Below are 23,188 nucleotides of genomic sequence, written 5' to 3'. Positions count from 1 at the left end.
TCTTAAGCAGCGGCAGCGCGGCGCGGCGCTAGTGCTTCTTCGAGCCGTTCGATCACGACGTACTGCTCTTCGGCGGTCAGTTCGGGGAAGATCGGCAGGCTGAGAACTTCGGCTGCGGCCCGTTCGGTTTCCGGCAAGCTGCCAGTGCGATAACCAAGCGAGCGGTAGCATTCCTGCTGATGGAGCGGAATCGGATAATAAATCTCGCAGCCGACACCGGCTTCGGTGAGGCGTTGCTTCACCGCATTTCGCTGGCCATTCGGCACGCGAACCGTGTATTGATTCCACACGTGCTCGTTTCCCTGCAACGCGATCGGCAAACCGAGATCGTGATTCGCGGCCAGACCTTCGTGATAACGGAGCGCGTTCGTCGTGCGAGCAGCAGACCATTCCTGCAGATGCTTAAGCTTCACATTGAGCACGGCGGCTTGCAGGGTATCGAGCCGGCTGTTGATGCCGATCACCTTGTGGTGATAACGCGGATTCATGCCGTGAGCAGCGAACAACCGCAGACGTTCGGCCAGCTTGGGATCGTTGGTTGTCAGCAGGCCGCCATCGCCCATGCCGCCTAGATTCTTTGTCGGATAGAAGCTGAAGCAACCGATCGCGCCCATCGAGCCTGCGGCTGCACCGCCGTGCTTGGCGTCGATCGCTTGAGCAGCGTCTTCGATGACGGGAATGTTGTGCTCAAGGCCGAGCGACATGATCGACGACATATCGGCACATTGGCCGAAGAGATGAACGGGGATGATCGCCTTCGTCCGCGGCGTGATGGCGGCCTTCACGCAGGCGGGATCGAGATTGAAGGTGGCGGGCTCGATATCGACGAACACCGGCGTGGCGCCGACGCGAGTCACCGCCGATGCCGTGGCGAAGAACGTGAAGCTCGGCACGATCACTTCGTCGTAATCGCCGATGTCGAGTGCGAGCAGAGCGAGGAGCAACGCATCGCTGCCCGAAGCACAAGCGATCGCATGTTCGACGCCGCAACGTTCAGCGACCGAACGCTCAAGCTGTTGCACATCGGGGCCGAAGAGGAAACGCCCGGAATCGACCACGCGGGTCAGGGCTTCGATGAATTCTTCCCGCAGCGGGGCATTACCACGGTTGACGTCGAGCAGGGGAATATTCTTAACGAACGGCGAGTTCATGCGGTGCATCCTTGCACAAGCGTTGATTCGAAACGGCAGGCAGTGGTGAGCTTAGGAAGAGGTCGAAAAGCGGTCAACGTCAAGATTCTAGGTCTGCGAGCTCGCTGCAGGAAATTGCCGCCAATGCAGCCATAACTGCTGTAAAAGTAATGTTGACTGCGGCGAAGAATTGCCCCCGGCAAAAGCCAACTGTCCGTACAGATCTGCTAGCGAATGAACTTCGCCGGCAAAGCCCGGCTCGACCTGACCGACGGCTGCTGCATACTCGAGCGGGGTTTGATCATTGCCGCGGGGACAATTCTGCTCGCGACCACGGGCTTCGAGTGCTTCGAAGGTATAGCGAACGAGTTCTGCTAGCGTCCAGCGAGCGGCGAGTCCCGAAGAAAACGGATCGGCATACTCCGCGAAACGCTTGGGCGGCGGAGGCAGAGCCGTTGCAACCGCCGATGTCGTGGTTGGTTTTTGTCCAAACCACTTCGCCCACAACTCGCGCAGTTCCTTGAGGAGTTGCTGCCACGCGGCCAGCAGCCATTCGCGATGTTGCCAGGCGTAGTAAGCGACGACGCCGATCACCAGCAGATAGAACACCCATTTCAGCACGTACGTGAGATAGGTAAAGACCATGTTCCAGGCCTGCTGCAGATAATTCTTCTGCGGAACTTGGACCTCATTCGGCAGCGGCGGTGTGGCTTGTGAATCAGGAGGAGTGCTGCGTGGCGGCGGATTGCTGGTCGGAGTTTGCTGCGGTGGATTGGCGGTAGATGGATTGCTGGACGATTTTTTATCGCTATTGTTTGGCTGTTGCTGCGGATTACTTCGCGTTTGGTTATTCGCTTCGTTCGATGGCTGATTGTTCTGCTGAGGTTGCGGCTTCTGCTCGCCGGAAGAGTTTGCTGGCTGCTTTGAATTGCTCGACTGATTGCCAGATGATTGCTTCGAATCGTTTTGCTGGCTGCCGGATTTAGTCTGGCTGTTGCTCTGACTTTGGCCGCCGGAGTTCTTGCCGTCGGTACCTGATGAACCTGATGCGTTCTTGGCAGGCGCGCCTTGTGCGTTTGGCGTCGGCTTTCCTTGTGAGCTACCTTGCTTCGTGGCGGGATCAACCTCGCCCTTCGTGGCCGTTTGCGGCGAGTTGACGTTTTTCTTTTTCGCTCCTTCGCTGCCCCAACCCCAACGCGAGGCGGTTTGCTGCGGCGATTGAATTTGTGGCGCGAGGTGAGTGATCGAATATTCCGGAATAGGGCGCGGCAGGAGCGACGCGAGTACCAGCAAGATGGCGATAATCGCTCCGCCCGTACCGAGCCAAACGGCGGCCATCTCACCAGGCATCTCTTGATTGCGTTGGCGCAGATAACGACGGAGGCTGAGGAAACTGGTCGCCATCAACAGCGACAAACCGGCCGCGACATAGACCACGAGCAGCCAGAATGCCCGCCGGCGCAGGTCGAGCGCGTTCGCCGGCATGAACCACTGCCCCAAGCCAAACAGGGGCAGTGCGGCGATCGAAAAATAAACGACCCACACGCCCGGCGCATGTGGCCGTTCCTCACCCCGCGTCCAATTCCACCATTTCCAAACAGGGAGCGAAGCGGGACGCTCGGTAGTGCTGGTTCCGGAAAGATCGGGCGGCGGCGATGGAGGCTCTGTCGCCGGTGCGGTTTGCGGCCTCTGCACGCGAAAATACCGATCGAGTCCGGTGGTTTGCATCAAACCTTGACCGGTAAAGTCGCGGCTTCCTTCGATCAGCGTGCAATCCCAGGTTAGCTTATTCGCCGACCACCAGATGAGAATCATCAGCCCCCAGTTGAGCATCGGCCCGAGCGCGGCCAGCGGTCCGCTGACTTGCACGAACGCGGCGAGCGCCAGACCCACAGCAATCGCCAGCGGCGCGGCATACATGGCTGCATAGGCAGCGCCTTCCTCCATCGAAATTCGCGCGATGCAAACCGTGGCCATCACAAACATGCCGAGAACGAACAGCACGCGCGCTTGGTATTCGCCGAGATAGAAAACCTCGACGAGATAGAACACCAGGCTGCCAACCAGCAACATGATCAAGAACGGCGCGATCCCAACGACTAGCCAATCGACGAGAGTTTCGGGGGCGCGACGAGACATGATGCTGGTCTACTCCGTCGACTTCTGATCTGCCTTTTCGCGTCTCGCCGCAGCCGCCAAACAACCTGCGCGACTGTTACGTGGCACTGGCTGTTGCGAATCAAGCCAGGCGCAGAGTGCTTGAAACTGTTGCCAACGCATTTCTGGGCTGACGTGGCGATTTCGTTTCTCCGCTTCATGCTGAACGAGATCGGTTGCCTGGTCAGGCGTCATTTTCATTACCCTTATTTTGCAACTTCGCCTGTATGACTCTGACCCGATCCACCTTTCGATGAGAAGCATCAAGTGCCAGTTGGCAACGAATCATATCGTCGTCACCGAGCCCTTGATAAACACTTCCGCTATTTGTTTTCTCCTGGATGGAGCGACCGAAGCTGTCCTCCCATTCACCGAGCCCCTTTACAGCTCGAAATATGTCAATGGCACCGTGAGGTGAATGTAGCGAGAAGACGCCCTGCGTACGCAGCCAATTCGGCGGTAGGTTTCGTGTTAAATCCCATTCGGAATCGGTACGGCCCCACTTTGCCAATGCCGTATCGCATGCAACGACGTTTTCATCCGAATCCTCTATCCAGAGATCAATATCGTACGTCGTATAAGGTTGATGACGGAGCGCGAAATTCATCCCTCCGATCAGCATGTACCGTACGCCACAGTCGTTAAAAGTCTGCAAAACATGGTCAATATTCATTCTGCACCGATTTCGATTTCATCATTCTACTCGAATTTCATGAGAATAATGAAATAATCACCGCAGCCAATAAGCTGCACAAATCTCCGCCACCGATTCCTCGCTCTCCAACTGTCGCGTTTCAATCCCTTCGGCAATGAGCGGTCCGGCGGCGTCGGCAAATCCCGTGATGTCGAAGATGTTGAGAATCGCCACGACGACCAAACCGCGACGCCGGAGCATGCCGAGTGCGATGGCAATCTCGGAAGTGACCTGCGCGAGTATAGCGATGACCGTCGCGTCGCGGGGCATGCGCGAGGAGGTTTCCAGGATCGTTTGCGTCAGCGACAAGCCGTCGGTAAGTTCGAGGCGGGCGAGCATTTCCAGAATCTGTGTCAGTTGATCACCACCGCGCCGAGTGCCGATGACGATGGGCCGCAGGCGATCGCTGGTTTCGCGGACGCCGGCAGCGACTTGGGCCGATTCGCGCGTTCGCCAGTCGCTGGCCCAGCCTTCAGTGCGGATGCGATCGGCAGCATCGCGACCGTTGGTAATCATGCCGACTTGCTGTCCCATCAGCGTCACGGCATTCGCGATCGAGGCAGCGGCAGTGATGGCGAGTTCGCTGCGCCGAGGTTCGTGACGCTGCTCATGCGAGTCCTTGTGAAAGTCGAGCAAGATCGTCGTGCCGGCAACGGTTGATGGTTCATAAATCTTGCTGTGCAGCACGCCGGTCCGCGCGGTTGCTCGCCAATGAATGCGATTCAGCGAGTCCCCTTCCTGATAAGCCCGCACGCCACTGATCCTCGTCGGGTCCTCATACAGGCGATAGGTCATGCGGACTTCGCCAATGGGCCGCTTCGAAGAGATGGCGTAGCCGGTCAGCGGTATGACCTCGGGCATGACGAGTAGGAACTGTGGTTCGGTGAGAACGCGAAACTGCCGATGCAGGCCGAACAGGTCGCCAGTCTCCAGAACGAGCGGCCCGAGCTGATAGTAGCCGCGACGGTTGCACTTCAGCTGATAGCGGATCGCCCGTTTGCTCCGCGGCCAAAGATGCGTGAGCTTCATCCGCGGGCCGGTTACGCCAAGTCGCGGCGGCAAATACACGAGTGCTTCACGCGGAATCAGGTCTTCGACCATCACCCAGGGAATAGGCAGGTTGCCGGTGTTTTCGATGGTGATAATGACCGCGATTTCGTCACCCTCTTCGGCGGCCAAGCGGTTGCACTCGCGCGTGGCCTGCAACGATGCTGCCCAACGATGCGTGAGATAGCGACTCAGCAGCAGCACACCGAGCAACGTGTACATCGCATACATCAACAGCCCGAGCCGAAAGATCAGCGCGATGATCAGAATCAGCACGATCGCGGCTGGCCAGATCATGTGATTTTCTCGGCCAGCTTGTCCGTCGTCTTCGGATCTTCCAGCACTGGAACAGCGATCTCGGCCACGATCTCTTCGACCAGTTTGGCCGCAGTCACTTTGCGGAGCCGACTCTCCGGTTTCACAATCACGCGATGCGTCAGAACCGCGGCCGCGACGCGTTTCACATCATCAGGCAGCACGTAGTTTCGTCCGCGCAGTGCAGCCATAGCCTGCGAGCAACGAAAGAGCGCGATCGAAGCCCGCGGACTGCCGCCAAGGGCCACATCTTCGTGAGTGCGCGTGTCATGCACGATCTGCATCAGGTAACGGCGGACCTTGTCATCGACGTAAATGTTGCGCACTGCTTGCTGACAAGCGACGATTTCCTCTGCCGAGACGGCTGGCTGCAGCGCATCGATGGGATGCTTGTGCTGCAGCATCTCAAGCATCTTCAGTTCTTCTTCGAGCGCGGGATAACCGAGACTGAACTTCATCAGGAAGCGGTCGAGCTGCGCCTCCGGCAACGGGAAGGTCCCTTCATGATCGACGGGGTTCTGCGTGGCGATGACCAGAAATGGCGGCCCGAGTTTATGAGTCACACCATCAACCGTCACACGACTCTCGGCCATCGCTTCGAGGAGAGCTGCCTGCGTTCACGGCGTGGTGCGGTTAATTTCGTCGGCGAGCACAACCTGGGCAAAGAGCGGACCAGCGCGGAATTCAAAATCCGTCGTCTTCGGATTGAAAATCGATGCGCCAGTCACGTCACCAGGCAACAAATCGGGCGTGCATTGAATCCGTTTGAAGGAACAGCCGACGCTGCGGGCCAATGCGCGGGCCAGCATCGTTTTGGCAACGCCGGGCACATCCTCGAGGAGGATATGTCCTTCGCAGAGCCAAGCGCACAGAGCGAGCACTAGTTGCTGGCGTTTGCCAACGATCGCCTGTTCGACGTTGGCGATGATCTTTTTGGCAGCGCCGTTGACGTCGATCACTGGATTGCAGATCTCAGATGGCAGATTGCAGTTTGAAAAGCATTATTCAGGAATCGCGTGCGAAATCGTGACCGTGCTTTCCTTCGCATCGTCGGCGATCTTGAGCGGCAGGGTGAAAACCACCGAGCCGATCTTGCAGACTCCTTCGTCCGCGTCCTGACAATAATAGTAATTCAGCGAGACGCTGATTTCATCCTCGCCCGCGCCAGCCACCGGCAGAATGACATCGAAAGTGGCGACAGGATCGGCCAGCTTCTTTTTGCCGAAGGCGGCGCGATTCACAGGGCCGGCCGGTTTGGCGGAATCGACCCAGTAAGACATCGGGGCCAGCTTGTTGATCTTCCAACCGACTGGGTATTTCAAGTCAACCTTTACCTTGATCTCACCGTTGTCGGCCTTCAGCGTGGCGGCTGGGGCCGCTTCGGCCAGAGCACCTTTGAACGAGGGCTTCTTGTCGACCGTCACCTTCGTCGCACCGGGCGGCGTGAGCCCACTGATCGTGAGTGTGCCGACTTTCTTCGAATCCAGGTCGATCGTACGGATCAGGTGATTGTTGGTATCGGCGATGTAGAGTTTGCCTTTGACGCTCGCGATGCCGGCCGGTTCGTCGAACATCGCCGGCTCGTCGGTTTTCCCAGGCTTGCCGGTGCCAGCGAGCGTGGTGGTTTCGCCCGTTTTGGCATCGACCACCTTCACCTTGTTGTTATAGGTGTCGGTGACATAAATCTTGCCGTCGAGATACGTCACGCCGAGGGCGTGCTGTAGCTTGGCAGTCTCTTTGGGTCCATCGATATCGCCGAAGGCGAACAAGCGGCCGCCCGGAAGGTTTTCAGAACCAACGACGGTGCGAACTTCCTGCTTGCGATCAAACGGCACCGCGCGAATCGAGCTCCCTTCGCTATCGGCGACGTACAGCCACTTGCCATCACTCGTCAGACCGCTGGGCTGGGCAAACGAGCTGAAGCCACCTTCGTAAGGAGTGGGCGGAATAAGTTTGCCATCGACGATGTCCTCACGGCCGTTCCCGGCATAGGGACCGATCTCGGATTCATCAAGCGGCATGACCCAAATCTGATGGGGCCCGGCCATGGCGATGAACAACTTTTTGTCATGAATCCACAAATCCCACGGGCTGTTGAGCGCAGTGGTCTTCGTCGGGCCAGCCCACCGTTCCGGCAGAGCGCCGGTCAGGCGGAACTCTTCCAAGCCGGGCCAGGCGTGCTTCGCTTGTTGACCAATGCCAGCGATCGTGACCACAGTCTTCTCTTGCAGATCGGCTTTGCGAAGCGTGTGGTTCTCGGTGTCCGCGATGTAAAGCGTGTTCCCCTGCAGCGCGCAACCTTGTGGATGATCGAACTGGGCCTGGGCGAACGAACCATCCTTAGCGCCAATCGCACCGCTGCCGATGACGTCGAGCAGCTTGCCATCGAGATCGGTGATCACGATCCGATTGTGGTTGCTGTCGGAAATGAAGAGCCGACCGTTCTTTTCATCGGCGAGGATCTTACCTGGGAAACGCAGCGGCGTTTCGGCTTGCTTGCCAGCTTCCAGATCGAGCGGGAAGGGCTTGGCGTCGTCGAGCAGCTTGTGTTCCTTATAGTAAGGAATGGCCATCTTCAGCACTTCGGCAACGTCGTCGACTTTGAACTCGCCACTGCGGCCCCACACGGCATTCCCCTCGGGATCGATGAGGAGCGCGGTCGGCCAGCTGTTGATGCCAAAGGTATCCCAGATGGCGTGTTCGTGATCATTCACCACGGGATGCTGAATTTCGTAACGGAGTACGGCAGCGAGAATGTTGTCCTTATCCTTCTCGGTGTCGAACTTGGCCGAGTGTACGCCGATGACTACCAGTTCGTTAGGGAACTGTTTTTCGAGCTTCTTCAGCTCCGGCAGAATGTGCATGCAGTTGATGCAGCAATAGGTCCAGAAGTCGAGGAGAACGAACTTCCCCTTGAGATCCTTCTTCGCGAGAGGACGGGTGTTGATCCATTCCATCCCCCGGGGAAAATCGGGGGCTTCGAGCTTGCGGCGGAAGGGATGATCCTTACCGGCTTCGGCTGGTGCTTGCACGGCGACTTCTTTGTCACCGGGCTTTTCCGTCGCGGCGGGAGTCTCTTCGTTCGCCGGGTTGCTGTCGCTCATGGCCGGTTCGGTGACGGCAGCCGTGTTGTTGACCTCGGCGACCGGCTTGAACTTTGGCTGGGTCGACTCATTGATGCATCCAGATCCGCCAATGATTACCGCAGCAATCATCACCATGGCCAGCGTTAGAAAAGACCCGCGACCAACGAATGCCAAACTCATAACCACTCCTTCAACCTGCAGATCATCCGCCGCTGACTGCGCTTGAATAGCGACAGGGACAACGGCGGCTAACATCGTACCCCACGGATCGGCGGAAGTGTACCGCGAAAACGGTTCCTGCCGGTCCGACGAGCCGGGCGACTAAAACAGATGGTTCTCACGATAGCAATCGTGACAGCAGGCCCAGTTCCAAACAATCTGCCCGCAAACTTTACCTGTCCTATCTCACTTATACCGCCCGTGAAAAAGTCTTGCAGCCCGCTCGGCGACTGGCCGAATACTTATCCATGCGGCATCTCGATGCGCGCCGTAGGGGCGCCGATTGAGGCCGATGCTGGCAACCGGTAATTGCATCGGCGATAAGCTAGACAGAGAATCCAAGGTAGGGCCACTGTGCTGCCCGCCTCATCCGTGGATGGAGCGCGGCGAACAGCGGAGGAGATACATGATTCGCAACCTGACAGGCACACAGCAAGCCAACACGCGGGCCGGGCGACGAGCCCTGCTGGCGGGTTGCACGCTGCTGGCATTCTGTTTCTGCGGTACAGTTGAAGCCAAAGACTGGGCGCAGAAGATGTTTACCGTGACCTCGCACAACTTCGGGCATGTCGCCCACGGTGCGAAAACCGAATTCGCCTTCGAGATCCAAAACACGTACGAAGAAGACGTGCACATTGCCGAGGTCCGGAGCAGCTGCGGCTGCACCACGCCCAGCATTACCAAGCAAACGCTGAAGACCTGGGAAAAGGGCTCGATCGTCACCACGTTCAACACCAAGTCGTTCCAAGGACAGCGGAACTCGACGATTACTGTCGTCATCGATCGCCCCTTCCGCGCCGAGGTGCAGCTGACCGTTTCGGGATACATTCATAACGATGTCGACTTCCAGCCCGGCTCCGTTGTCTTCGGCGATGTCGTGCAAGGGACCGCCGTGCAGCAGCAAGTGGCCGTGACGTTTTACGGCCGCTCGAACTGGAACATCACCGATGTTCGCAGCGCCAATGAACACCTCGAAGTCGAATTGAGCAATGCCAATCGCACTGCGGGCAAAACGGTTTATCAAATGACCGTCAAAGTGAAGCCCGATGCGCCGGCCGGCTTTATCAACGATACGCTGACGTTGGTCACCGACGATCGCAACATTCCCACCGTGCCGCTCACGGTCGAAGGCAAAGTGTTGCCGCCGCTGACGGTCAGCCCGAGTGCGCTCTTTCTCGGTGTGCTGGAGCCCGGCAGCACCGTGACGAAGCAACTCGTCGTGAGGGCCAAGACGCCGTTCAAGATCACGGGCGTCCGTTGCGATGGCGAAGCCTTCCAATTCAAGACCAACGACCAGGCCAAAACCGTGCATCTCGTCCCCGTGACCTTCACGGCTGGTCAAATGACCGGTGAAGTGCAACAGGTAATCGAGATCGAAACCGATCTCCCCGCGGGCGGTGTTACGAAGTGCCTGGCCCGCGGTACGATCCGCGCGATGGGTGCTCCCGCTGCACCAGCGGGCAATCAGAATGCCCTGCGGGTGGATGACCTGCAGCGGTAAGTGACTTAAACGGCTATTTAAATACTGCCGACCAGTCGCGCTTCATATCAACGACTTGCCAGCCTCGATCGGGAGCTTCCGTCAGCGCCCGATCGAGCCGCCCGATGGGCGAATCGCGATCGTAGGCTACTTCGCGAACCGCATCGGTGTGATGCACGATCAGACCGAGCCTCGGCCCTTTGCCCGCTGTCACCCAGCGGAGCATTTCGTAGTCGCCATCGGAGTTGCCAAAGGCGAGGACCGGTCGTCGACCGATGAATTTCTGAATGGCAACCGGCTTGCCCGCATTGTCGTCATTGAAATCAATTTCAGCGAGCCGCATCAACACCGGCTTATCGTCTTTGAGTTCGTACTTCAACTTGCCGCTGCTGCCGATCACTTGCTCCGGCGGTATGCCGTAGATCTCCTCAGTAACGGCCCGCATGAATTCGATGCCGCCGCCGGAAACGATGTACGTCTTAAAGCCGTTGTCGCGCAGGTACTCGAGCAATTCGACCATCGGCAGATAAACCAGCTCGGTGTACGGCCGTTTGTAAAGCGGATGCTTCGCTGTCTTGAACCATTCCTTGACCGTTTGATCGAATTCCTCGGTCGTCATCCCCGCGTGCGTCGCAGCGAGCAACTGCAGCAAACCTTTCTCGCCACTGGCGGCCACGGCTTTCAGATCCTTGTTCAACGCGGCGGCAAAGGGTTGTTCGGTCTTCCACTCGGGGTGCTGCGGCGCGAGAGCCACCACACGATCGATGGCAAAAGCAAACTGAATATAAATCGGTTGCTCGCACCACAACGTACCGTCGTTGTCGAACACAGCAATCCGTTCCGCTGGCGGAATGAAACTACCGCAGTCAGGATTGATCGCGCAAGCGACGAAATCGAGGATCGCCGTCCGGGCGGGACTGGCCTTCCAGGAAGGGAGTGGTTTGTCGCTATCTTGCGCACTAGTGATGACGCAAGAAACTAGCACCAGGCAAAAAAATGTTGCGATCCGGATTTTGAACACGATTGCTCCAGCTCTAGTTGAAATGCGTGACTTACTTCGCATCCGGATTCTTGCCACCCTGCGTGATGAACTCTTCTTTGCTCAGTTCGCCGTTCTTGTCGGTATCAAACTGAGTGAAACGGGCAGGTGCTTTATCAGGATCAGGTTGATTGGCGAGGAATTCCTCGCGACTCAGTTTGCCATTCTTGTCGGCGTCTTTGCGCGCGAAAAGATCCGCGCGAGGCGTGCCCTTGGCCGGTTGTTTTGCTTCTTCGGCGGCTTTGTACTGCGGTTTCGCTTCGGGCTGGGTTGCGAGAATTTTTCGCAACTCGGCGATCACAGCGGGACGATCGGCGGCGATGTTTTCCGTCTCAAGCGGATCCTTCGCGTAGTCGTAGAGTTCAAGTTCGGCCGTTTCCGGCGCGGCGCCGATCACCTTCCATTCCACCAGACGATAACGCTCGGTACGCACGGCACGGCCGAGGCGGTTACCGCGGGGATAGACGTGAATGATCGCATCTTTGGTCGGCGACTTTTCATCGGCGATGACGCTGGCGAAGCTCCGGCCGTCAACGCCGCTGGGTGCAGGCAGGCCAGCCAGTTCGCAGAGCGTAGGAAACACATCGACGCTCTCGGCCAGCGACTTCGTGCTGCGGCCCGCGAGCTTACCCGGAGCAGAAACGATCAGCGGAATGTGGGCGGCCTGTTCGTAGTTGGTGTGTTTGCACCACATTCCGTGATCGCCCAAGTGCCAGCCGTGGTCGCCCCAGAAAACGATCATCGTGTTCTTCGCCTGGCCAGTTTCCTCGAGCGCGGTGAGGACGCGACCGAGTTGAGCATCCATGTAACTCATCGCGGCATAGTAACCGTGAATGAGTGTCCGCTGCAGATCGGCGGGCAATTCGCCCTTGGCGGGAATGTCTTTGTAGTTGCGAAGCTCGCCACCAAACTGCGGCGCGTATTCAGGAGCTTTCACCGGCGGAGTTTTTTGTTCGGCGAGTTTGAATTGATTCGGGTCGTACAGATCCCAATACTTCTTCGGTGCGCAGAACGGCAGGTGCGGTTTGACGAAACCCACGGCGATGAAGAAGGGCTGATCGGGCCGATCTTTTGCGGCTTGCAATCGCTTGATCGCTTCTTCGGCAACCTTACCATCGCCGTAAGCCGAGTCGTCGACATCGGCCGATTCATAGGCGGCACCCTTCGGCAGGTTGGCGGGATTTTTGTTTTCAAAGAGCGCCCCTTCGCGCGTTGGCTCCGAATTATTTTCCTTCAGCGCGTAGCCGATGCTCTTCACTTGTAAATGCGGCACACTCCAGGAAGCAGCATCTTCGTTGTTGCCATGACCGACGTGAAAGATCTTCCCCAGCGCTTCGGTGCGGTAGCCGTTCTGCTTGAAGTGCTGCGGCAACGTGATCGCGCTGGGCTGCGACTTGCGAAAATTTGTGGCCAGGTCATAAATGCCCAGCGTCTGCGATCGCAAGCCGACGAGCAGCGCGTTCCGCGATGGCGAACAAACAGCCTGATTGCAATACGCGTTTTCGAAGCGCACGCCGCGGGCTGCGAGCTTGTCGATGTTCGGCGACTTGGCCAGCTGGTCACCATAGCAACCGAGCACCGGCTTGAGATCGTCGACGCAGATCAGCAAGACATTCGGCTTGGGTTCGGCTGCGCTCGACACAACGAACAGCCCGAAGAAAGCCAACCCAGCAAAGATCATCTGTTTCATTGCGCACCAATTCAGATTCAGAACGTTCAACCGCTATCAGCGAGTAAGGATTGTAACCGTACCGCGAACAGAAAACGTCAGCAATGCTCTCTAACGCTGGTAGAGGAATTCGCTGCTATTCAGCAGCGCCCAGGCGAGCTCTCGCAGGCTGTGTGCGGCGATCAGCGTTTGGCCGTCGGTGATTTCTTCGGCCAGAGGTTCGCGACTGAGAGTCAGCGAGTAGAGTTCGCGAATTTGCTCTGGCAGTTGTTTTTGCGAAGAGACGCGCTCGGCCAGTCGCGCCGCTTGTCGTTGCACGAAGGAATCGTTCATCAGGCCGAGAGCTTGCAACGGCGTGACCGTTTCTTGCCGCAATGGCACCGCGAGTGAAGGGGCCGGACAATCGAGCGCGGTGAGGAGTGGATTACGGCCGGTGACGACGGCGGCGCGATAGACAGTGCGCCGCTGCAACTCCGCACGGTCCTGGTCATGCAGATGGTAGAAGTGCGTGTTGAACACCGTCACGGTGAACGGTTTGAAACTGGGGCCTCCCTGCTGGCGATTGAGTTGTCCACTCACGGCGAGCATCGCATCGCGGACGATTTCAGCTTCGAGGCGACGGGCCGGATATCGCCACAGCAGGCGATTGTCGGCATCAAGCGTAGCCGCAGCCTGCGCATTGTGGACGACGCTCGATTGCTGATAGGCGAGCGAGGTCATGATACGGCGATGGAGCGTTTTCAAGCTGCCAGTATGGCGAAGCTCGTGCGCCAGGTGATCAAGCAAATCTGGATGCGATGGTCGGCCGCCGCTGAATCCGAAATCGCTCGGCGTATCCACCAGGCCGCGGCCGAAATGGTGCTGCCAGAGGCGATTGGCCATTACTCGCCAGGGGAGTGGATTGTCGTGATGAGTAATCCATTTGGCGAGCGTCAAACGACGTTGAGCTTCGGGCAGATCGGCGACCATCTCCGTACTAGCGAATGATCGCAGCGCGGTTAATGTTCCCGGCGCGGTTGCTGGACCAGGTTTGGTGAGATCGCCGCGAATGAGGAGCAGCGTTGGTTCGGGTTGCTTGCGAACACCCGCGTAAATCTGCGGCCGCGTTTGGGATTTGAGTTTAGATTCCAGCTGTTTTTGCGATTCGGTGAGTTTATCGAGTTCGGCGCGAGTGGCTTCGGCATCGGCTGATTCCGCTGCGCGAACGAAGTCGCGGAACAAATCGCCGGGGGCTTCGTCGAAATGCCAAAGAGCGACCGTTTCGTTGTCGACTGCAAACGGACCGGCGGGAACAGCATCGATCTTGCGCACGCCGCGGCTGAGGCGGACTTCATCGATCAGCCCTTCGCAGCCGATCGACTTTTCGACGAGCGAGGCGAACTGCAGCTGGCCGCCGGTGTGTTTTTTGCCCGAAGTCGCTTTGCTGTGTCGCTCGATAGCGGTGGTGCGAACCGACCTGCCGTCGACGAAGAGTTGCACTTCGTTCTCTGTCATCGTCGCGGCAAGGTAATGCCACTCACCGTCGGCGACGTTCACGCCCGACTTGATTTCGGCGGGCTTGCAGCCGGGAAGATACAAACTGAGTTCACCGCTTCCGGCGTAGGTGTAGAGCTCCCAATGTTCGCTGGACGACTTCGGATTGCAGGCAACCAGAACGTTGAAATTCTTCTTGCCGTCGAGTTTGGCCCAGCATTCGATGGTCAACGGCGGTAGTTCATAGGCAGCCGACGGCGGCGCTGCGACAGCGTGGTGTTGCGGTGAAAAGGTCTGGCCGAACTTGCCGGCGACGAGCTTTTGCTCGGCTCCTCTTTCGAGGCGAGCATCGCCGGGGAGCGACTTGCTGGCATCAGCGATGCGCGACTTCAGCTGCGCGAGTTCCTCCTGCAATGGCTTTTGTTCGGCTTCCCAGGCTTGCGATTCAGCGGCTGATTGCCATGGTCGCAAACCATGATCGACGCCATCGAGCGCGGCTTTCAGGCGGTAGTAATCGGTCTGAGGGATTGGATCGAACTTGTGATCGTGGCAGCGAGCGCAATTCACCGTCAGGCCGAGGAAACTTTGCGAAACGGCAGCGATCAGCTCTTCCTGCTGTTCCTCACGAGCGCGACGTTTTTCAGTGGGGCTCGCGCCGACGTTTTGAATTTCATCCCAAGGGCCCGCAACGAGAAACCCGGTCGCGGCGATCTGCTCCTTCGTTGCATTCGGCAGCGCGTCGCCGGCGATTTGCTCGATGATGAAATCGGACAGCAGTTTGTCGGCGTTCAGGCTACGAATGACGTAGTCGCGATAAGGCCAGCTGTGCTCGCGGTACTTGTCGTGCTCAAAGCCATCGCTTTCGCCGTAGCGCGCAACATCGAGCCAATGGCGGCCCCAGCGTTCGCCGTAGTGGGGCGACGCAAGTAATTGGTCGAGCGTTTTTTCAAAAGCATCGGGCGCGCGATCGGCGACGAAGGCAGCGACATCGACGGGCTCGGGAGGGAGACCGATTAGATCGAGGTATGCGCGGCGGAGAAGTGTTATGCGATCTGCGGGAGGAGCAAAACGTAAATCCTTCTCGCTTAGTTTCGCGAGGAGCACCTCATCGATCGATTGAGCTGACGGAGTTCGTAGCGGCTGCAGCGACCACCAATCAAAACCCGCGCGGCGCTCGGTGGTGAATTCGAATTGACTGAGAACTTTTTCTACGGGCCACCTCGCGCCAGCGGCGATCCAGTCTTTGAGACTGGCAACTTCGGCGGGCGTGAGGCGGCGGCCGTCGTGCTCGGGGGGCATCGAGCCGTCGGTGACGCGTTCGAGAAGGAGGCTTTCGGCGGGTTTGCCGGGCAGAATCACCGGACCGGTGTCGCCGCCGGCGAGGGCGGTTTTGGAGTTGGTGAGGTCGAGGCCTGCTTTGGGGTCAGAGGGGTTGTGGCAGGTGACGCAGTGTTTGGCGAGCAGAGGATGTGGCTCTTCGGCGCTCGTTGCAAAAACGAAAACACCACAGATGCACAGAGCACACAGAGAGGAGAGATTGCTACGCATCAGCGCACGAATTGGTCGACGTAGTCTTCGCCGAGGCCGGTGGCAGTGAAGTGGCGGCGGCACATGTCGAGCTTGGTGTGAACGTCGTCGTGTCCGGCCGGCTCGCCTTGCTCGGTGTAATAGATGAGGGCGCCGCAGACGTGGAAGAGCGTGATCATTTCGGCGCAGTCGTCGTCGACGACGAGCGTGTGAACTTCGCCTGGTGGTTCGAAAACATAGGTTCCCTCGCGGGCCACCCAGTCGTGCTCGAGATAGCGCCATTCGCCCTTGAGGACAAAGCCGTGCACCGGCGCGGGATGGCGGTGACGACTCAACACGCCGCTGCGGCGAACGCGGAGGAGGTTGACCCACTCGCCGCTAACTGTGTTGAAGAACAGCGGTCGAAACCAGACGCCCTTCGCTTGCGGCACCCAGAGGCGCTCGTCGTCGGGAATGGCTGGGATCACCAGATCGGCGATCATGCGACTGGCAGCATGGGCGGATGAGTTCATAGCAGGTCCGTACTGAGGTTATTCGGCTACATCGATGTCGCCCCAATCGCGCAACCGCCGCTGCAAGGTGCGGACGGAAATGCCGAGGGCTTCGGCGGCGCGAGTGCGGTTGCCGTCGAAGCGGCGGAGCGTATCGATGATGGCAGATCGCTCCATGGTTCGCAAATCGCCCGACGGAATTGGCGTTTCTTCGGCGACGTCGTTCGGCAGATCGGCGACAGTGAGTTCCTCGGATTGGCTCATCACGCACATTCGCTCCAGGCAATTGCGAAGTTGGCGAATGTTGCCAGGCCACGGGAGATTCTCGAGCCGCTGCATCAAATCGGGCGCGACCTGGTGGGTCACGATCGCGGGGTTGGCCGCGAGTTGCTTCAGGAAGTGCTCGACAAGCGGCCTGATGTCTTCGCGGCGCTGCCGGAGGGGCGGCAGATCGATGGCGATGACATTCAAGCGATAGTAAAGATCCTCGCGAAATTCACCACCGCGCACGAGCTTCAGCAGCGGTCGGCTGGTTGCGGCGACGAGGCGAACATCGACTTGGATATCCATCTCACTGCCGAGGGGCGACACGAGGCCGTCCTCGACCACGCGCAGCAACTTCGGTTGCATGTGGAGCGGGAAGTCGCCGATTTCGTCGATGAACAGCGTGCCGTGATTGGCTTGCTCAAAACGGCCGACGCGAGTTTGCACGGCGCTGGTGAAGGCGCCCTTCGCATGACCGAAGAGTTCGCTCTCGACCAGCGTTTCGGGGACGGCTGCCATGTTGATCACGATCAGCGGACTGCCCGAGCGTGGGCTCGAGGCGTGAATCGCGCGGGCAACCAATTCCTTGCCGGTCCCCGATTCGCCCATGATCAGCACAGTGCTGTTGGTGGCCGCGGCGCGGCGAATGTTCTGCCGAATTTCTTCGACTGCCGGCGACTTGCCGACGATGGCAGCCAGGCTGGGCGTTTCGGGCGCGAGCAGGCTGGGCTTGCGGCGGAGCAGCAAGCGCTTGACAAGTTCCAATAGAGCAACGGGATCGACGGGCTTGATCAAAAAGTCGTCGGCGCCGAGCTTGATCGCGTCGATGGCCGTCTGGATCGTGCCGAAGGCGGTAGCGAGCAAAAATGGACCGTTGGGCTGACGCGATTTCCAACGACGCAGCAGATCGATGCCCGATTCGCGTTTGAGACATAGATCGCTGATGACCAGATCGGCGCCGTCGACCGACAATTCAAAGGCCTCGGCAATCGAACGGGCCGAGATTACGGCGTACCCCTCCAACCGCAGCACGCGGGCGAGGGCCTCGCGCTCGCTGTCATCATCTTCGACAATCAAAATTCGTGATTGGATTGCACTGTTGCTTGCACTGGCCAAGAGAGATCCTTTGCTATTTGGCAGGAGGTGAAAGTGCAGAGTTCGTGGGGACCGGGTCAGTTTGACTGGCGACGAACCGCAGGCGGAACAACGCGCCCTGAGCCTGATTGGATTCGCAAGTGATGGAACCGCCGCCTTCCTCGACAAAGCGGCGGACGATGGCCAAGCCGAGGCCGGTACCTAATTCTTTGGTAGAAAAGAATGGTTCGAAAATCCGTTCGCGATGCGACGATGGCACGCCAGGGCCATCGTCGGCAACGACGACTTCGACCTTCTCGCCGAGTAACTTCACTTGAATCTGAATGCAGCCGCCGATGTCCATGGCTTCGCGGGCGTTGTTGATCAGGTTCAGCAGGATCTGCCGAAAGCGATCGCGATCCATCACGACGAGCGCGGGCTGCTCGGGGAACGTTGCCTTGACCAGAATCTCGGCCCGCTCGAGCAAAGGCCGCAGAAACATCAGCGTGGCTTGCACCTCAGAGCGGACGTCGAGAATCTCATTGCGAGGATTATCGGGGCGGGCATAACCGAGCAGGATCCGGAGGAGCCCTTCGACTCGCTCGATTTCGTAATTCGTCTCGCGAATAATCTCGCCATGTTCTTCCGGGGCGGGCTCGTTGAGTTCCTGGCGGCGGGAGAGGACATGCAGATTCAATCGCATGGCGTTCAGCGGGTTGCGAATTTCGTGCACGATGCCAGCCATCAGTTGGCCGAGTTCCGCAAAACGACGGGCGCGGGTCAGCTTGACCGATTCGTGCAGCATGACCATCCGCCGGCTGATGAAAAACAGCGAACCGCCAGAAATGGCAACGATCAGGCCGATGAGAGTGAGGAGATAGGTCCAGATTCGTTTGGTCGGCGACTGCCGATCGACGACGGCTTTTTCCACCGAGTCCTTGCGAAGCGCGGAGTGATAGGTACCGATCAAAACGTTGTTGACGTAGATCGGCGAGTTGACGTTGTAACCCGGCACGCCGCCGGCCAGCGCTTGCGAGTGCGTCTCGACGACGTCTTCACCCGCTTCGAGTACGGGGCGGTCGTACCAGACACTTTCCAGCGGCTTGCCTTCGCGCGACTTGTCGCTGTGCTTGATGATGATGTTGTTTGTCCCCACCACGGCCGCATAGACGCGCGAGCGATCGGGAATGACGTAGCGTTCCCAATGATTCCGCAGAAACAAGTCATTTTCCAGTTCATCAAGCGACTTTTTGTCCTCCTTATGGAGTTCATCCTGAATAAGCGCCGCTGTGCGCGAAGCGTGCGTCCGAAGCCGGTTCATTTCGACGCTGAGATAGGTTACTCGGACCTGGCTCAAGTCGTGATAAACACCCCAGATCGCAACGCCAAGCACGAAGCAGAGCGTCGCGCCGACGCCCAGATAAGCGGCTGCCATCCAGCGAAAGACGCGCTGATCGTTTTCCCGCTGAGCTGGCGAAACCGGTTGGTAATAAGGAGTCGAAGACGGCATGCGGCTGATTCAGTTGATTGGCTGCGGGAACGACAGTCCTTGCCGTGGAATGATTACGGCAAAATTAGTTACGAATCGATCATCGTCAGCCGTCCGTTGCTATCGCCCAAGGCGGTGATGCCGGCGTCCATCCGATCGAGCATCGACAGGAACAGGTTATTCATCGGAATCTCGCGCTTCGTATCGAAGTGCTGGCCGACCTTGAGGCTGCCACCACCGCGACCGGCGAGGACCACCGGCAAGTCATCGTGGCGATGACGATTGCCGTCGCTGAGACCGCTGCTGTACAGGATCATGCAGTTGTCGAGGAGCGAGCCGCTTCCTTCCTTGATGTCCTTGAGGTTCTTCACGAAGCGAGCAAACTCATCGGCAAGAAAGCGATCGATCTTTTTGATCTGATCAATCTTCTCTTTGTCATTCTGGTGATGCGACAACTCGTGATGGCCGCTGTTTACACCCACGCTGCGATAGGAACGATTGCTCCCTTCGTTGGCGAGCATGAAGGTGGCGACGCGGGTCGTGTCGGTTTGAAAAGCGATGGCCAGCAAGTCGTACATCAGGCGGATGTGCTCGCGCAGATCACTCGGGGCGCTTTCTGGCGTTTTGAAATCGGGCGGCGCTTGGGCGGCTTGTTTTTCGGCCCGTTGAATGCGGAGTTCAATCTCGCGCACGCTGGTAAAGAACTCTTCGATCTTGTGCTGATCGGTTTGGCCCAGATCTTTACGCAGCGAGGCGGCTTGCGCCCCGACGACGTCGAGAATGCTTTTGCGGACCTTATTCCGCTTGGCCATGTCAGCCGTTTGTTCCTTGCTGCCAAACAGGCGCTCGAACGCGGCTCGCGGATTGATCTCCTTGGCCATCGGCGTCGATTCGCTCTTCCAGCTGATGTTGTTGCTGTAAGCGCACGAGTAACCGCTATCGCAGCCGCCGGCGTCGCGACCTCGTTCGATGCCAATTTCCAGTGACGGCAGACGGGTGAACTCGCCTGCCTTCATGGCTGCAGCTTGATCGACCGACATGCCGACCTTGATGTTTGCAGCCGTGGTCTTGAACGGATGAGCGCCGGTGAGGAACGAGGCTGCCGAGCGCGCGTGATCGCCCGGGCCGTCTCCTTTGGCGCGGCCATTGTCCTGGGCCAAGCCGGTGATGATCGAGATGTCCTTACGCACGGCTTCGAGTTCCGTGAGCGTTTCGGGCATCTCATAACTGGTGCCGGTTTCCTTCGGCTTCCAAGCCGGCATGATGGCGCCGTTGGGAAAGAAGACGATACCCATCCGCACCGGAGCTTTTGTCTTGGGCGCGCCGAACGACGAACTGGGGAACATCGCTTCGAGCAACGGCAGGCCCAGCGTGCAGCCAAGCCCTTTCAGCACCGTCCGTCGATTCACGCCAAATGTCGCCTTGAATTCGCTCATGGTTTCCCTCCATCACCCCGGCGGCGGCGGAACGGATCGCTGAGCACGATCTGCGTCACCACGGCGGATATTTTGAATTGTTCCTGTCCGGCAACCTTCACAATTTCGTCGGCGGCACAACGGTCATACGGAGCCAAACCCCGGCCGAGCGCGTACACCATCATTTTTTCGGTAAAGCAGCGGGCGAACTCCTGCTTTCGCTGCACCAGCACTCCAGTCAGTTCGCTAGGGCCGCGGAACTTGTCGCCGTTCGGCAGGACGCCCGACGAATCGATTGCATCCTTGCCATCTTTGTCGCGCCAGCGGCCCACGGCATCGAAGTTCTCTAACCCGAAGCCTAGAGCGTCCATAGTCTTATGACAAGAAGCACAAACCGCGTTTTGGCGGTGAAGTTCAAGTTGCTGGCGTAGCGAAAGGTTCGGCTTGGCCTTCTGCGTGGCATCGAGCTGTGGCACATCGGCTGGCGGATCCGGCGGCGGAGCACCCAGGATATTTTCCAGGATCCATTTTCCCCGTTTGACCGGTGAAGTTCGCCCCGGATTCGATGTCAGTGTCAGCACGCTGGCCTGCGACAAAACGCCGCGGCGGGGCGAACCGGCCAGGCTCACGCGAATGAACTCATCGCCGTTGAACTTCGCTTTGTCCTCTAATCCGTAGTGCTTCGCCAATCGTTCGTTGAGATAGGTAAAGTCGCCATTCAAAAAATCGACGATGCTCCGATCTTCTTTGACCATGGTATTGAAAAACATCTCGGTTTCGCGCCGCATGTCGGCTTTTAGTTTGTCATCGAAACCCTGAAAGACTTTGGGATCGGGCGAAGTCGTATCGAGCATCCGCAAGTTGAGCCATTGCAGCGCGAAGTTCTGCGTCAGCGCTTCGGCCCTTGGATCTTGCAACATGCGGCGGACTTGTTGCTTCAGCACATCGGGCTGATTGAGCTTGCCTTGGTTAGCGAGGATGAAAAGTTCGTCGTCAGGCAGACTGCTCCAGAGAAAATACGACAGCCGGGTCGCCAGTTCGTACGAACCGATGTCGTGAATCTGCTGCGGGTTGTTCGGCTGCGCATCGCGCTCCAGGCGAAAGAGAAAATGAGGCGAGACGAGCACCGCTTGCAGCGAGATCTGCATGCCGGCTTCGAACGACTCGCCATCCTTTACCGCTTGCGCGGCGAGTTCGGCGAAGGGCAGGATTTCTTGCTCGCTGACTTTGCGACGAAACGCCCGCTGCATGAGAGGCCGCAGATTCGCCAAGGCGGCTTGCGCGGGAGTGACGCCGCCAGCAGGTTTAGTAACGATCAACTTGCGGTGCGATTCCGGATAGTCGCTCTCGGCAACTTCGAGTGGCCCCTGCACCTCAAGCGAGGTGACATACAAGTTGCGATCCTTCTTTTTCGGATCGGTTGCCTTCTCGTCGTAGAAGTCGTTGGTGAAGTGCGCTGATAGTTCGAGCTTGCCTTTGGGCAACTTGAGTTTGAATTCGTAGCCCTTCTGCTTGTCGTGCGGCGCGTGGACCTCAAACTTCTTCAAGACTTTGTCGCCGCGGCGAAGTTCCATCTCGGCGTCTTCGCGATTGATGTTCTGCGCGCCGGCGATCACTCGCAGCGTGTACTCGCCGGGCTTCTCGATATCGAACGAGCCCTTCACACCGCCGTTGGAATAGAGTCCCCAGCCGTGTTCGCCCCGTTCCCACTTGCCGCCGACCGCTTCCAGCTTGCGACCCATCTTCTGCGTTTTCACGAGCGAGGCAGAGTTAGCGATGATCGCCGAATGAGAGATTTTTTCGGCCGCCGAGAGATACTTTTCAAACAGGAGCGGCGGCAGCGAGAGAACATCTCCCTGATTGTCGAAACCGCTGCCGACGTCGTCCGAAGGGAAATCATCAGCGGGTCGGAACGTGACGCCGAGCAAGTCGCGAATCGTATTGTTGTATTCCGCGCGGTTCAAGCGGCGGATGGTCACTCGGCCCGGATCGGGCGTGCCGTCGCAATCGAGGTTGTAGATCGTCTTTTCGATCCAGGCGATGACCTGCTTCCGCTGCGCGTCGCTGGGTTGCGGCTTGTCATCGGGTGGCATCGCCGAGGAGTTCAGCATCTCCAGGACTTTTTGCCAGATCTTCGCATTGGCAACGACCGAAGGGGCGTCCTTGAACTTTTCGAATTGAATCTCTTCGTCGGGCTTCTTGGTCGTATGGCACTCGAGGCAATACTGCTTCAAAAACGGCACGACCTGCGCTCGGTAACTTTGTTCAGCGGCCGCGGCAGCTTGTGCGGGCGTGAGTTTGGCCGGAGCTTGTGCGACGGCCAGCGCAGGGAAAAATGCCAGGCAGATCCAGAGGGCGAAATATGGATTCCGTCGAGGCATGCGCGAACCGATTCCTTGCTCAAAAAGTAGTACGAACCATCGGTCCGTCGAAGGGCAGCGAGCGTAGACGACCAAGCTCGGCACCCGCTTCGCGGACGGACCAATTGTCCGGCTTACGAAGCCGTGGAGGGAGTTTCTGTTTCAACCATTATTCTAGCAGAATGTTGCGGCATTTCTCGCTAAAATTCGAGCTGAATCCTTGCGGCAACTCGCATCCACTTCGGCGAAAGTCGGGCCA

Annotated in this window: 14 protein-coding genes and 1 pseudogene; 1 reads left to right on the top strand and 14 read right to left on the bottom strand. The window is 58.4% G+C overall.

Annotation, left to right across the window (positions count from 1 at the left end; genetic code table 11):
- Positions 1-2 precede the first annotated feature (2 nt).
- The 6 genes and pseudogenes from M9Q49_RS07440 to M9Q49_RS07415 form a co-directional block, all read right to left on the bottom strand.
- On the bottom strand, positions 3-1,151 hold the full coding sequence (locus M9Q49_RS07440; RefSeq protein WP_254508084.1) for a DegT/DnrJ/EryC1/StrS family aminotransferase: 1,149 nt from the start codon (positions 1,149-1,151) through the stop codon (positions 3-5).
- Positions 1,152-1,238: 87 nt separating this feature from the next.
- Positions 1,239-3,269 (bottom strand): DUF4129 domain-containing protein, encoded by a 2,031-nt coding sequence (locus M9Q49_RS07435; protein WP_254508083.1) that lies wholly within the window; start codon positions 3,267-3,269, stop codon positions 1,239-1,241.
- 202 nt (positions 3,270-3,471) lie between these two features.
- Positions 3,472-3,960 carry a hypothetical protein gene (locus M9Q49_RS07430; RefSeq protein ID WP_254508082.1) on the bottom strand — a complete coding sequence of 163 codons (489 nt, stop codon included), beginning with the start codon at positions 3,958-3,960 and terminating at the stop codon, positions 3,472-3,474.
- Positions 3,961-4,017: 57 nt separating this feature from the next.
- Positions 4,018-5,325, bottom strand: a complete 1,308-nt coding sequence (locus tag M9Q49_RS07425; protein WP_254508081.1) for a DUF58 domain-containing protein — start codon at positions 5,323-5,325, stop codon at positions 4,018-4,020.
- Positions 5,322-6,326 (bottom strand): annotated as a pseudogene (locus M9Q49_RS07420) (AAA family ATPase). Before M9Q49_RS07420 ends, M9Q49_RS07425 begins: the two are co-directional and overlap by 4 nt.
- An 18-nt stretch (positions 6,327-6,344) precedes the next feature.
- The gene (locus M9Q49_RS07415; protein WP_254508080.1) at positions 6,345-8,609 is read right to left on the bottom strand and encodes a thioredoxin-like domain-containing protein; all 2,265 of its coding nucleotides are present in this window, start codon (positions 8,607-8,609) and stop codon (positions 6,345-6,347) included.
- Positions 8,610-9,054: 445 nt separating this feature from the next.
- Between M9Q49_RS07415 and M9Q49_RS07410 the strand changes: the two genes are divergently transcribed.
- Positions 9,055-10,149: a DUF1573 domain-containing protein gene (locus M9Q49_RS07410; RefSeq protein ID WP_254508079.1), complete on the top strand. Its 1,095-nt coding sequence runs from the start codon at positions 9,055-9,057 to the stop codon at positions 10,147-10,149.
- A 13-nt stretch (positions 10,150-10,162) separates the two neighbouring features.
- On the opposite strand, the gene M9Q49_RS07405 is transcribed toward M9Q49_RS07410, so the two are convergent.
- The 8 genes from M9Q49_RS07405 to M9Q49_RS07370 form a co-directional block, all read right to left on the bottom strand.
- Positions 10,163-11,149 (bottom strand): HAD family hydrolase, encoded by a 987-nt coding sequence (locus M9Q49_RS07405; RefSeq protein WP_254508078.1) that lies wholly within the window; start codon positions 11,147-11,149, stop codon positions 10,163-10,165.
- Positions 11,150-11,180: 31 nt separating this feature from the next.
- Positions 11,181-12,857 carry a sulfatase-like hydrolase/transferase gene (locus M9Q49_RS07400; RefSeq protein ID WP_254508077.1) on the bottom strand — a complete coding sequence of 559 codons (1,677 nt, stop codon included), beginning with the start codon at positions 12,855-12,857 and terminating at the stop codon, positions 11,181-11,183.
- A 90-nt stretch (positions 12,858-12,947) separates the two neighbouring features.
- Positions 12,948-15,857 carry a DUF1553 domain-containing protein gene (locus M9Q49_RS07395; protein ID WP_254508076.1) on the bottom strand — a complete coding sequence of 970 codons (2,910 nt, stop codon included), beginning with the start codon at positions 15,855-15,857 and terminating at the stop codon, positions 12,948-12,950.
- Positions 15,857-16,348: a 2,4'-dihydroxyacetophenone dioxygenase family protein gene (locus M9Q49_RS07390; protein ID WP_254508075.1), complete on the bottom strand. Its 492-nt coding sequence runs from the start codon at positions 16,346-16,348 to the stop codon at positions 15,857-15,859. The genes M9Q49_RS07395 and M9Q49_RS07390 overlap by 1 nt, the downstream gene beginning before the upstream one ends.
- An 18-nt stretch (positions 16,349-16,366) precedes the next feature.
- A complete protein-coding gene (locus M9Q49_RS07385; protein ID WP_254508074.1) occupies positions 16,367-17,707 on the bottom strand; it encodes a sigma-54-dependent transcriptional regulator in 1,341 nt (446 codons plus the stop codon).
- A 13-nt stretch (positions 17,708-17,720) separates the two neighbouring features.
- Positions 17,721-19,175, bottom strand: coding sequence for a sensor histidine kinase (locus M9Q49_RS07380; protein ID WP_254508073.1), 1,455 nt, complete (start codon positions 19,173-19,175; stop codon positions 17,721-17,723).
- A gap of 68 nt (positions 19,176-19,243) precedes the next feature.
- Positions 19,244-20,590 (bottom strand): DUF1552 domain-containing protein, encoded by a 1,347-nt coding sequence (locus M9Q49_RS07375; RefSeq protein ID WP_254508072.1) that lies wholly within the window; start codon positions 20,588-20,590, stop codon positions 19,244-19,246.
- Complete coding sequence (locus M9Q49_RS07370; RefSeq protein ID WP_254508071.1) at positions 20,587-22,950, bottom strand: DUF1592 domain-containing protein; 2,364 nt, start codon at positions 22,948-22,950, stop codon at positions 20,587-20,589. Before M9Q49_RS07370 ends, M9Q49_RS07375 begins: the two co-directional genes overlap by 4 nt.
- Positions 22,951-23,188 lie beyond the last annotated feature (238 nt).

Source organism: Anatilimnocola floriformis (genome assembly GCF_024256385.1).
GTDB classification, from domain to species: Bacteria; Planctomycetota; Planctomycetia; order Pirellulales; family Pirellulaceae; genus Anatilimnocola; species Anatilimnocola floriformis.
The sequence above is the reverse complement of the archived record's forward strand: the minus strand, read 5'-3'. Positions and strand labels throughout refer to the sequence as shown.